General features: G+C 70.4%; 9 protein-coding genes. 4 read left to right on the top strand and 5 right to left on the bottom strand.

What is annotated here, in order from left to right; translation table 11 throughout:
* Nucleotides 1-8: 8 nt before the first annotated feature.
* Both IBL25_RS11945 and IBL25_RS11940 read right to left on the bottom strand, forming a co-directional pair.
* A complete protein-coding gene (locus tag IBL25_RS11945; protein WP_187778770.1) occupies nt 9-983 on the bottom strand; it encodes a Bug family tripartite tricarboxylate transporter substrate binding protein in 975 nt (324 codons plus the stop codon).
* Between the two features lie 226 nt (nt 984-1,209).
* Nucleotides 1,210-2,481 carry an alpha-hydroxy-acid oxidizing protein gene (locus IBL25_RS11940; protein WP_187778769.1) on the bottom strand — a complete coding sequence of 424 codons (1,272 nt, stop codon included), beginning with the start codon at nt 2,479-2,481 and terminating at the stop codon, nt 1,210-1,212.
* A 177-nt stretch (nt 2,482-2,658) separates the two neighbouring features.
* On the opposite strand from IBL25_RS11940, the gene IBL25_RS11935 reads away from it, so the two are divergent.
* On the top strand, nt 2,659-3,612 hold the full coding sequence (locus tag IBL25_RS11935) for a Bug family tripartite tricarboxylate transporter substrate binding protein (protein WP_238940376.1): 954 nt from the start codon (nt 2,659-2,661) through the stop codon (nt 3,610-3,612).
* 57 nt (nt 3,613-3,669) lie between these two features.
* Here IBL25_RS11935 and IBL25_RS11930 read toward each other — a convergent pair whose 3' ends face one another.
* Both IBL25_RS11930 and fumC read right to left on the bottom strand, forming a co-directional pair.
* On the bottom strand, nt 3,670-5,256 hold the full coding sequence (locus IBL25_RS11930; RefSeq protein WP_187778767.1) for an ABC transporter substrate-binding protein: 1,587 nt from the start codon (nt 5,254-5,256) through the stop codon (nt 3,670-3,672).
* Nucleotides 5,257-5,458: 202 nt separating this feature from the next.
* Nucleotides 5,459-6,880 carry a class II fumarate hydratase gene (gene fumC, locus IBL25_RS11925; RefSeq protein ID WP_187778785.1) on the bottom strand — a complete coding sequence of 474 codons (1,422 nt, stop codon included), beginning with the start codon at nt 6,878-6,880 and terminating at the stop codon, nt 5,459-5,461.
* A gap of 120 nt (nt 6,881-7,000) precedes the next feature.
* Between fumC and IBL25_RS11920 the strand changes: the two genes are divergently transcribed.
* From IBL25_RS11920 to IBL25_RS11910, 3 genes are all read left to right on the top strand, one after another.
* Nucleotides 7,001-7,954: a helix-turn-helix domain-containing protein gene (locus IBL25_RS11920; protein ID WP_202986761.1), complete on the top strand. Its 954-nt coding sequence runs from the start codon at nt 7,001-7,003 to the stop codon at nt 7,952-7,954.
* A gap of 134 nt (nt 7,955-8,088) precedes the next feature.
* Nucleotides 8,089-9,378, top strand: coding sequence for an MFS transporter (locus tag IBL25_RS11915; protein WP_187778766.1), 1,290 nt, complete (start codon nt 8,089-8,091; stop codon nt 9,376-9,378).
* Nucleotides 9,365-10,270, top strand: coding sequence for an amidohydrolase family protein (locus IBL25_RS11910; RefSeq protein ID WP_187778765.1), 906 nt, complete (start codon nt 9,365-9,367; stop codon nt 10,268-10,270). The genes IBL25_RS11915 and IBL25_RS11910 overlap by 14 nt, the downstream gene beginning before the upstream one ends.
* A gap of 80 nt (nt 10,271-10,350) precedes the next feature.
* Here IBL25_RS11910 and IBL25_RS11905 read toward each other — a convergent pair.
* The coding region (locus IBL25_RS11905) for a LysR substrate-binding domain-containing protein (protein WP_187778764.1) at nt 10,351-10,987 on the bottom strand (637 nt) is incomplete at its 5' end.

The following is a 10,987-nucleotide window of genomic DNA, read 5'->3' as shown; positions in this document are numbered from 1 at the left end:
CCCTTCCCTCAGTTCGCCCGGGTGCCGGCGGCACGCGAGACCTCGGCCCAGCGGGCGATCTCCTGCCGGATACGGTCCATCAGCGCCTCCGGCGTGCCAGGCGCCGCCATGGCGCCCTGGGCGGCGAAGATGCGCTGCACCTCGGCATCGCCCAGCGTCTCGACAATGGCGCGGCGCAGGATCTCCAGCCGCTCCGCCGGCACGGCGGCGGGGGCCAGCAGGCAGTACCAGTTCTCCAGCTCCAGGTCCCGCACGCCCGCCTCCGCCAGGGTCGGCACATCGGACAGCACGGGCAGGCGGTTGCGCGTGGTCACGGCCAGGGCACGCAATTCGCCGGACTGGATGAAGGGCATCAGCGCCGGGGCCTCGCCGATCATCATCTGGATCTGGCCCGAGACGAGGTCGGTGGTGGCGGGCGCGGCGCCGCGATAGGGCACATGCACGATGTCGATGCCCGTGCGCAGGCGCAGCAGCTCCCCCGCCAGATGCGGGCCGGTGCCATTGCCGCCGGAACCGTAGGAAAGCCCGCCCGGCTTCGCCTTCGCCAGCGCCACCAGTTCCGCCACCGTGCGGGCCGGCACCCTGGCATTCACCGCCAGGATTTCCGGCACAGCCGCCATCATGGTGATGGGCGCGAAGTCCTTCAGCGGATCATAGGGCATCTGCGGCATGAGGCTCAGCGCGCCGGCCAGGGAGCCGGTGCCGCCCACGCCGATCGTATAGCCATCGGCGGGTGCCTTCGCGACGATCTCCACGCCCAGCACGCCGCCGGCGCCCGGGCGGCTGTCCACCACCACCGGCTGGCCCAGCCGCTCCGTCACGCCGCGCCCGACCGCGCGGCTGAAGGCATCCGCCGGCCCGCCGGGGGCATAGGGCAGGACCCAGCGGATGGGCCTGCTGGGGAATTTCTCCACCTGCGCGAAGCCTGGGCGGGCGAGGCCGCAGGCGAGAAGACCCAGGCCGGCAAGTTGTCTGCGGCGCATCCGTTTCCTCCTCGGCGTGGCCCGTTGTCCGGGCTTCACTTCCGCAGCACTCAAGCATGGCGTTCCAGTTGAATCAATGAACCAAATAAATGACCTAAGACGGTGAAATGGGATCAGGATCTCGCGCCCGAACCGGCGCGGCATCCCTGTTCCCCATCCTGCAAAGGCTGTCCCTCGGTTCATCCACAGCTCTGTCCCCGCGAACTGGGGAAAACCACGGCCGCGCTCACGCCCGCCGGGATGCTTCCAGCACCGATGCATCCAGCTCATCCAGGCCCCGGCAGCCCATCAGGGCCAGGGTCAGGTCCAGTTCGGCCGCGAGGTTCCGGATCACCTGCTGCACCCCCGCCTCTCCCGCCAGCGCCAGGCCATAGACATAGGGGCGGCCCAGCAGCACCGCCTTCGCGCCCAGGCTGAGGGCCTTCACCACATCGGCCCCCGTGCGGATGCCGCCGTCGAAAAGCACGGGCACCCGCCCCGCCACGGCCCCGGCCACCGGCGCCAGCATGTCCAGCGCCGCCACGCCGCCATCGACCTGCCGCCCGCCATGGTTGGACACGATGATGCCGTCCACCCCGGCATCCAGCGCCCGCCGCGCGTCGTCGGGGTGCAGGATTCCCTTCAGCAGGATGGGCAGCCGCGTCGCCCGGCGCAGCCTCGGCAGGTCTTCCCAGGTCAGGTCGGGGCGGGAATAGACGGCAATAAAGCGCTGCACGGCCTGCACCACCTCCCGCGGCGCGGCCAGGGCCTGCCGCAGCCCGCCGGGCCAGCGGCGCAGCAGTTCCAGGATCGCCGGCAGGGAGCCCAGCCCCAGGGGCGGGCGCTCCCCCGCCGGCAGCTCCGGCGGCGGCAGGCCACGGAAGACGGGGTCGGACAGGTAATTGGCCAGCCCACGGCCCCGCAGGAAAGGCAGGTAGCCCCGGTCCAGGTCGCGCGGGCGCCAGCCCAGTTGCGTGGTGTCCAGGGTCAGGACAATGGCCTCGTAGCCCGCCGCCTCGGCCCGCCGCATGAAGCTTTGCATCAGGGCGTCGCTGGAAGACCAGTAGAGCTGGAACCAGCGCGGCGCTTCCCCGCAGGCGGCGGCGACCTGTTCCATCGGCACCGAGGACTGGCTGGAGGCGATGAAGCCCAGCCCCTCCGCCGCCGCGGCGCGGGCGGCGGCGAGGTCGCCCTGCCGGTGCGCCATCTCCAGCACGCCGATGGGCGCCAGCAGCAGCGGCAGCGGCAGGCTGCGGCCGAAAAGCTCCACCGAGAGCCGGCGGGCGGAGACGTCGCGCAGCATGCGCGGCAGGATGCGGTAATGGTCGAAGGCCGCGCGATTGGCCGCCATGGTCCGCTCCAGCCCCGCGCCGCCGGCGACATAGGCGGCGGCATCGCCGCGCATCCGAGCCAGCGCCGCGCGCTCCAGCGCCTCCGGCGCGACGGGAATGCGCGGGCGGCGCCCGGCGAAGCCCTCGGTGAAGATGCGGGCCTGGCTCCGGCGCCCGGGATCTGCCATCGGCCCCCTCCCCTTTCTCCAAGGCTCGCAGGCTGGCACCGCCGAGCCGGGGCAGGAAGGGCCCTGCGCGGGGCCAGCAAGAAATTGACCCCGCGCCGAAACAACAGCGATACTTCCCGGATAAAGGGAGGAGCGCCAATGAAGCGCCGGAGTATCATGGCTTCAGCCGCAGGGCTGATGCTGAGCCCGCTTGCCACCACCCCCAGCCCAGCCACCGCGCAGCCGGCCCCGGCATGGCCCAACCAGCCCGTGCGCCTGATCGTGCCCTTCGCAGCCGGCGGCCCCACCGATGTCGCGGCGCGGATGCTGGCGGAAGACCTCGGCAAGGTGCTGCCGCAGCGCTGCCTGGTGGAGAACCGCACCGGCGCCGGCGTGGTGGTCGGCACCGAATTCGTCGCCAAGGCGCCTAAGGATGGCCATACGCTGCTCTACACCACCATCGCGCATTCGGTGCTGCGGCCGCTTTTCCCGCAACTGCCCTTCGACCCCGTGGCCGATTTCGCGCCCGCCGCGCTGATCGGCCAGGTGCCCATGGTGCTCTTCGTCAACAAGAACCTGCCGGTGAAGAACCTGCAGGAGCTGATCGCATTGTTCCGTGATAATCCCGGCAAGTATTCCTACGCCTCCTCCGGCATCGGCGGCGCGGTGCATCTGGCTTCCGAGCTGTTCCTCAGCATGGCGGGCAACCTGAAGGTGCAGCATGTGCCCTATCGCGGCAGCTCGGCGGCCATGCCGGACCTGCTGAGCGGCAATGTCGCCATGCTGATCGATGTCGGCACCGGCGCCATGCCTTACGTGGAGCGTGGCGAGCTGCGGGTGCTCGGCCTCGGCGCGCCGGAGCGTTCGCCGGTGGCGCCGGAAGTCCCCACCATCCACGAGGCCGGCGTGCCGGGCTACGAGGCCTATAGCTGGCACATGCTGATGGCCCCCGCCGGCACGCCGGAGCCGATCGTCACCGCCCTGAACGCGGCGGTGAACAAGGTGACAGGCCAGGAGCCCTTCCAGCGCCGCCTGCTGGACATGGCCATGCAGGTCCGGCCCAGCAGCACGCCGGCGGAATGCACGCGCTTCCTGGCCTCGGAAACCGAGAAATGGGAGCCGGTGCTGCGGCGCGTCGGCATGTCGGGCTAAAGCCCGCCGGAGCAAGGCCAGGGCCTGGGGAAAGGGCCTTTCCCCAGGCCCGTCCCGTCACGCCCGCCGCACGTTCCAGAAGATCGGGAAGGAAGCGGGGACGATGTCGAGCAGCTCGGCGCGGTGCGCCGTCGGGTAGTAAAGCTGGCCGAGCGGCATGAAGGGCACTTCCTCGAAGGCCACGCGCTGCATCTCGGCCGCGATGCGCTTCTGCTCGGCGGTATCCGGCGCGTCCAGCCATTCCTCGCGCAGCGCCTCCAGGCGCGGGCTGGTGGGCCAGCCGAACCAGCCCTGCGCGCCATTGCCGCGCAGCGGCACGTTGCTGGAGGGGTCGGCCACCGTCAGCCCCTCATAGGTGGTGGTGAAGGCGGTCCAGCCCCCCTTGTCCGGCGGCTCCTTGCTGGAACGCCGCTGCACCAGCGTGCCCCAGTCCATGCTGGCGAATTCCACATTCAGGCCCAGTTGCTTGAACAAATCCGCCGCCACCTGCGCATGCGCCGCCTGCACGGGGTAGTCGGAAGGCGACATCAGCAGCACCTTCTCGCCCTTGTAGCCGCTTTCCTGCACCATCTGCCGTGCCTTGGCGATGTCGCGCGTCCTGGTCAGCACCTCCATCCCGGCATCGCTGGCCATGGGCAGGCCGGGCGTGAAGACACCGGCGGGCACATGGAAGAGTTCCGGCTCGGCGCCCACGGCGGCGGCCATGAAATCCTCCTGCTTCACCGCAGAGAGAATGGCGCGCAGCAGCTTCGGATTATCGAAGGGCGGCTGGATGTGGTTCAGCGCCATCATGGCCAGCACGCCGACCTTGTCGTTCACCACCACCTTCACGTTGCGCATGCCGCGCAGCATGCCCAGCAGGTCGAAATCCGGCCGCTGCAGCCAGTCCACCTCGCCATTCTGCAAGGCGCCGGCGGCGGTCGCGGAATCCGGCATCACGATCCATTCGACGCGGTCGAAATGCGCCACCTTGCCGCCGGCCAGGAAGCTCGGCTTCTCCTGCCGCGGCACGTATTTGTCGAAGCGGGCATAGATGGCCTTGGAGCCCGCCACCCATTCGTCGCGCAGGAAGCGGAAGGGGCCGCTGCCGACATATTCGCCGATCTGCTGGAAGGAATCCGTCTTCGCGATCCGCTCCGGCATGATGAAGCAGCTATCCGCGAAGGCGCGCGTCATCAGGCTGTAGGGCTTGTTCAGCCGGATCTCGAAGCGGTTGTCGTCCAGCGCCTTCATCTCCTCCGTGCGGGCCAGCAGGGTCTGGCCCAGCGGGCGGCGGCGGGCCCAGCGCTGGATGGAGGTGATGCAGTCGATGGCGCGCACCTTCTCGCCATCATGGAAGAACAGCCCGTCGCGCAGCGTGAAGCGCCAGGTCAGTCGGTCGTCGGAAAGCTCATGGCCCGCCACCATCTGCGGCTGCGGCTCGAACCTGTCGTCCAGCCCGTAGAGCATGTCCCAGATCATCGCGCCGTGGTTGCGGGCGATGGTGGTGGTGGTCCAGATCGGGTCCGGGTTGGCCAGGTTGCCTTCCGGCACGAAGCGCAGCACCCGGGCATTGCCCTGGGCCAGCGCGGGGCGTGACAGGGTGGGCAGGAGCCCGGCGGTGGTGGCGCCGGCGGCGGCGCCCAGAAGGGTTCTGCGCTTCATGGCTGAACTCCGGTCAGGATGCGGCACCGCTGTCCGGCAGGTGCCGCGTGGAGGCATCGGGCAAGGCCCCGGGCCGCCCGCCGTCAGCCGGCGGCGAAGGCCGGGCGGCCTTCACGCAAAGGCGGCCGGCAGCGGGGCACGAGGCGATGTCGGACATGGCATCATGTCAGCCCCATTCCGCGCGCGGATCAAGGGCGCGGGCTCAGCCCTTCGGGCCGGTCATCTCCTCGGCCCGCACCCATTGGTCGAACTGCTCGCCCGTCACATGGCCGAGCTTCAGCGCCGCCTCCCGCAATGTCGTGTTGTCCCGATAGGCGGTCATGGCGATCTTGGCCGATTTCTCGTAGCCGATATGCGGGTTCAGCGCGGTCACCAGCATCAGCGAATTCTCCAGGTGCTCGCGGATGCGCTCCTCGTTCGGCTCGATGCCCCGGGCGCAGTGCTCGTCGAAGGCGCGGCAGGCATCGGCGATCAGCTCGGCCGATTCCAGCACGTTGTGCACCATCACCGGCTTGTAGACATTGAGCTGGAAATTGCCCTGGCTGCCGGCGAAGGCCACGGCGGCGTCATTGCCATAGACCTGCACGGCCACCATGGTCATCGCCTCGCTCTGCGTCGGGTTGACCTTGCCGGGCATGATGGAGGAGCCGGGCTCGTTCTCCGGGATCTTCAGCTCGGCGAAGCCGGCGCGCGGGCCGCAGGCATACCAGCGCACGTCATTGGCCATCTTCATCAGCGCCCCCGCCAGGGTGCGCAGCGCCGCGCTGGCATTCACCAGGTCGTCATGCGCGGAAAGCGCCGCGAACTTGTTGGGTGCCGAGACAAAGGGGTGCCCGGTCTCTTGCGCAATGAAGCGGGCGGCGGTGTCGCCGAATTGCGGATGGGCGTTCAGGCCGGTGCCCACCGCCGTGCCGCCGATGGCCAGGCGGCAGAGGCCGGCCATGGCCTGCTCCAGCGTGGCCACGGCATCGTCCATCTGCGCCACCCAGCCGCCGATCACCTGCCCTAGCGTCACCGGCGTCGCGTCCTGCAGGTGCGTGCGGCCCACCATCACCACATGGCCGAAATGGCGCGCCTTGGCATCCAGCGTATCCCGCAACTGCCGCACGGCGGGGATGGTGGTGCCGGCCAGCACCTCCACCGCCGCGATATGCATGGCGGTGGGGAAGGTGTCGTTGGAGGACTGGCTGTGGTTCACGTCGTCATTGGGATGCACCGGCTTCTTGGAGCCGAGCTGCCCGCCCGCGATCTGGATGGCGCGGTTGGCGATCACCTCATTGGCATTCATGTTGGTCTGGGTGCCGGATCCGGTCTGGAACACCACCAGGGGGAATTCGGCGTCCCACTGGCCGTCGATCACCTCCTGCGCCGCCCGCACGATCAGGTCGGCACGGTCGCGCGGCAATTGCCCAAGCTCGGCATTGGCCAGGGCCGCCGCCTTCTTCAGGATGCCCAGCGCCCGGATCATCGGCCGCCCGAAGCGGAAGCGCTCCACCCCGATGGGGAAGTTGACGCGCGAGCGCTGGGTCTGGGCGCCCCAGAGACGGTCGGCCGGGACCCGCACCTCCCCCATCGAGTCCGTCTCGGTCCGGAAGCCCGTCTCCGGGCTGGTCTGCTGTTCCATCTCATCCTCCGCTTCGCGCAGGGCGCGCCGTCGGGGCATTGAAGCCCCGCCCGCCCAGGCGGACAACGCCGGGGGGCATCACGGGTTCGCGCCGCCGGCCCCCGCCGGGGAAAGGCAGAGTTGCAGCCTGGGGCGGTTTCGGGGGACAATGGCGCGGTTTCCGACCCGGCCAGCCCCATGCCCCTCGACCCGATCCAGCACGCGGAACTCGTCACCGGCTGCACGCAATCGGCGCTGATCAACCTGTGGTCCTCGGCGGGGCTGGCCGCGGCCATCAGCGAGGTCACGGGCCCGCATCTCTATGACTTCGGCCGGCTGCCCGTCGCCACCGTGGCCATCACGCTCTACGACGTGCGCCGCCACGTGCTGATCGAGGAAGGGCGGGTGCGGCGGGACGCGCCGGTCCGCTGCGGCCGCTTCCGCATCGGCCAGCCGGAATGCAACGTGGTGGTGGACGCGGTGCCGGAGACGCGCTCGGGCAAGCTCGTGCTGCTCTACCTGGGAGAAGGGTTGCTGAAGGATGCCGGCGCGGCGCGGGGCGCCAGCGGCCCGGTGGAGTTGGCGGACCTGGCCTGGGACACCGAGGACCCCTTCCTGGCCTCCACCGCCAGCCGGCTGGTGGAGGCCAGCGACAGCCGCCGCCCCCTCAGCGCCCTGCTGGCCGAGCAACTGGCCTATACCGTGGCGCTGCACCTCTCCGAGCGCTACGCCGCGCTGCCCCAGGCGCGGCCTTTCCGGGAACCGGTGCTGGAAGGCCGGATGCGGGAGCGGGTGATCGACCTCATCCAATCCGACCCCGCGGCCGCCATCCGCATCGCGGACCTGGCCGATGTGGCGGGCCTCAGCCCCTCGGCCTTCATCCGTGCCTTCAAGCGGGCCACGGGGCTGACGCCGCATCGCTTCGTCATCGAGCAGCGGTTGCAGGCCGCGCGCCGGCTGCTGGCGGAAACCGGGCGCCCCATCGCCGATATCGCGCTCTCCTCCGGCTTTTCCTCCCAGTCGCATTTCGGCGCGGCCTTCCGCGCGGCGGTGGGGGTCAGCCCGGCGCGCTACCGCCGCCTGCGGCGCGGCTGAAGGCAATTTTTCGACAAAAGCCCTGTCAGGCCCGCGTGACCGCGGCGGTTTCTGGATAGATCGGCCCCGCCCCGCGGCGACATTCTGCCCCCTGTTGTTCCGCCCGCCGAGACTGGCGGGCAGGGAGGGAAAGCATGGCGACAACACCCGATGCCTCGGTCGCGCCGATCGAGGACACCAGCCTGACCGGCTTCTACAAGGACATGACGGTCCCCGAGAAACGGACCTTCTGGGCCTGCGCCACGGGCTGGGCGCTCGATGGCATGGATTTCATGATCTACCCGCTGGTGATCGGCACGATCATCAAGATGTGGAACGTCGATGCCGGCACGGCGGGCTTGGCCGGCACCGTCACGCTGCTGGCCTCGGCCATCGGCGGCTGGGGCGCGGGCTTCCTGGCGGACCGCATCGGCCGCGTCCGCACGCTGCAGCTCACCATCCTCTGGTTCTCCTTCTTCTCGCTGCTCTGCGCCTTCGCGCAGGACTTCAACCAGCTTCTGGTGCTGCGCGCCCTGCTCGGCCTCGGCTTCGGCGGCGAATGGGCGGCGGGCGCCGTGCTGATGGGCGAGACCATCCGCGCGCAATACCGCGGCCGCGCGGTCGGCTCGGTGCAATCGGGCTGGGCCATCGGCTGGGGCATGGCGGTGCTGGCGCAGGCGGCGCTCTTCTCGCTGCTGCCGGCCGAGGAAGCCTGGCGCTGGATGTTCGCCATCGGCGCCCTGCCGGCGCTGCTGGTGCTCTACCTCCGCAGCTACGTGAAGGAGCCGGAGCTGGCGGCCGAGACCCGCGCGCGCGACGCGGCGCGGGGCGACCACCCCTCCATCCTGGAGATCTTCCAGGGCCCGATCCTGAAGGTCACGGTGCTGGCCTCGCTGGTCTCCACCGGCTGCCAGGGCGGCTATTACGCCATCACCTTCTGGGTGCCGCGCTTCCTGACCACGGAGCGCAACCTCTCCATCGTCAGCTCCACCGGCTATCTCTCGGCGCTGATCGTCGGCTCCTTCCTGGGCTATCTCGCCGGCGCCTGGTTCGCCGACCGCTACGGCCGCCGCAGCCTCTTCCTGGTCTTCTCGCTGGGCGCCATCGCGGTGATCCTGGCCTATACGCAGCTGCCGCTGTCCAACCAGCTTCTCTGGGTGCTGGGCCTGCCGCTGGGCTTCTTCGCCTCCGGCTATTTCTCCGGCATGGGCGCCTTCCTGACCGAGCTGTACCCCACGCGGCTGCGCGGTTCCGGCCAGGGCTTCTGCTACAATTTCGGCCGTGGCATCGGGGCGCTCTTCCCCTTCCTGGTCGGCTATCTGTCGCAGACCACCACGCTGGCCAATGCCATCTGCATCTTCGCGGTCGGCGCCTATGCGCTGTTCTTCATCTCGGCCTATGCGCTGCCGGAGACACGCGGCAAGGTGCTCCATGCCGACGGCTGACAACGACAACGAGAAGGGGCAGGCGCCGGCCTGCCCCGGGCCCGACCCGCGCCCGCATGGCCCGACGCGCTTCACGGTGCCGGCCGGGGCGGTGGATACCCATGCCCATGTGATCGGCCTGCCGCCGGAACACCCCTTCGTCCCCACCCGCAGCTACACGCCACCGGAAGCCACGCCAGAGAGCTACCTCGCCATGCTCGACGCCACGGGCATGGAGCATGGCGTGCTGGTGCAGGTCAGCGTGCATGGCACCGACAACCGGCTGATGCTCTCCACGCTGCGGGCCCACCGGCAGCGGCTGCGCGGCATCGCCGTCATCCCGCTCGACACGCCGGAGCGGGAACTGGCGGCGATGCAGGAGGCCGGGGTGGTCGGGCTGCGCCTGAACATCCTCTACGGCGGCGGCATCGGCTTCGAGCAACTGGACGGCTATGCCGCCCTGGCGCGCGAAATGGGCTGGCACCTGCAATTCCTGATCGACGCGCGGGACCTGGTGCCGCTGGCGCCACGCCTCGGCAGGCTGCCGGTGCCCTTCGTGGTGGACCACTGGGGCCACTTCCCGGTCAGCCGCGGCCTGCGGGACCAGGGCTTCCAGACCCTGGTCTCGCTGGTGCGGGATGGCGGCTGGGTGAAGCTCTCCGGCGCCTACCGCAACACGGTGGAAGGCCCGCCCTACGCGGATACGGTGCCCTTCGCCCGCGCCCTGCACCAGGCGGCGCCGGACCGCTGCGTCTGGGGCTCGGACTGGCCGCATGTCTCCCATTGGGGGCACATGATGAATGTCGGCGCGCTGCTGGACCTGCTGGCGGACTGGGTGCCGGATGAGGCCGCGCGCAACCGCGTGCTGGTGGAGAATGCCCACCGGCTCTACGGCTTCGGCACCACCGCCTAGCGGGCGGGCGGCCAGCTTGCGGGCGCAACAGCCCGCAAGCGCCAGGGAGCCAGGGGCGCTATCCTCTTCCCTCCCCGGCTTCATCCGGGCCGGCGAGCCAGCAGGCTCCCCGCCAGCGCCTCGGCGGCCGGGGAAAGGCTGCGCCCGGCCCGCCGGACAAGGCTGATGGAACGCCGGATCTCCGGCTCCGTCACAGGCCGTGTCTGCAACACCGGCGAGATCCGCAGGTCCACGGCCGAGGAAGGCAGCACACCCACCCCGAGCCCCGCCTGCACCAGGGCCACGGCGGTGCTCATGTAGGTCGCCTCGCAGGCCGGCTGCGCCACCACCATGCCCACTTGGCGGCAGGCGCGGTCGAACAGCGCGCGGACGCTGCTTTCCGGGTCCATCAGAACCAGTGCCTCTCCCGCCAGCGCCGGCAGCGGCACCTCCCGCCATGCCTCGAAGCGGTGGCCGGCGGGCAGCACGGCCACCATGCGGTCCTCGAAGAGCGGCGTGACCTCCACGTCCGGGTCCTGCTCGATCTCGGTGCCGATGCCAAGCTCGACGGTGCCCGCCTTCACCAGCGCCACCACGCCGCGCGCCACGGCGTCCCGCACCACCACGCGAATGCCCGGATAGGTGGCGCGCAGGGCCGCCAGCACCGGCGGCAGCACCGTCGCGCCCACCGAGGGCAGCACCGCCAGCCGCACCAGCCCGCTGCGCCCGGCTGCGGTG

Source organism: Pseudoroseomonas ludipueritiae, from assembly GCF_014490445.1.
Classification (GTDB): domain Bacteria; phylum Pseudomonadota; class Alphaproteobacteria; order Acetobacterales; family Acetobacteraceae; genus Pseudoroseomonas; species Pseudoroseomonas ludipueritiae.
This window is presented reverse-complemented; position numbering and strand designations above follow the sequence as displayed.

What these genes read in the sequence shown, in the direction of transcription:
- IBL25_RS11945 (WP_187778770.1), bottom strand. Translation starts at nt 983, where the DNA reads ATGCGCCGCAGACAACTTGCCGGCCTGGGTCTTCTCGCCTGCGGCCTC.
- IBL25_RS11940 (WP_187778769.1), bottom strand. Translation starts at nt 2,481, where the DNA reads ATGGCAGATCCCGGGCGCCGGAGCCAGGCCCGCATCTTCACCGAGGGC.
- IBL25_RS11935 (WP_238940376.1), top strand. Translation starts at nt 2,659, where the DNA reads ATGCTGAGCCCGCTTGCCACCACCCCCAGCCCAGCCACCGCGCAGCCG.
- IBL25_RS11930 (WP_187778767.1), bottom strand. Translation starts at nt 5,256, where the DNA reads ATGAAGCGCAGAACCCTTCTGGGCGCCGCCGCCGGCGCCACCACCGCC.
- fumC (WP_187778785.1), bottom strand. Translation starts at nt 6,880, where the DNA reads ATGGAACAGCAGACCAGCCCGGAGACGGGCTTCCGGACCGAGACGGAC.
- IBL25_RS11915 (WP_187778766.1), top strand. Translation starts at nt 8,089, where the DNA reads ATGGCGACAACACCCGATGCCTCGGTCGCGCCGATCGAGGACACCAGC.
- IBL25_RS11910 (WP_187778765.1), top strand. Translation starts at nt 9,365, where the DNA reads ATGCCGACGGCTGACAACGACAACGAGAAGGGGCAGGCGCCGGCCTGC.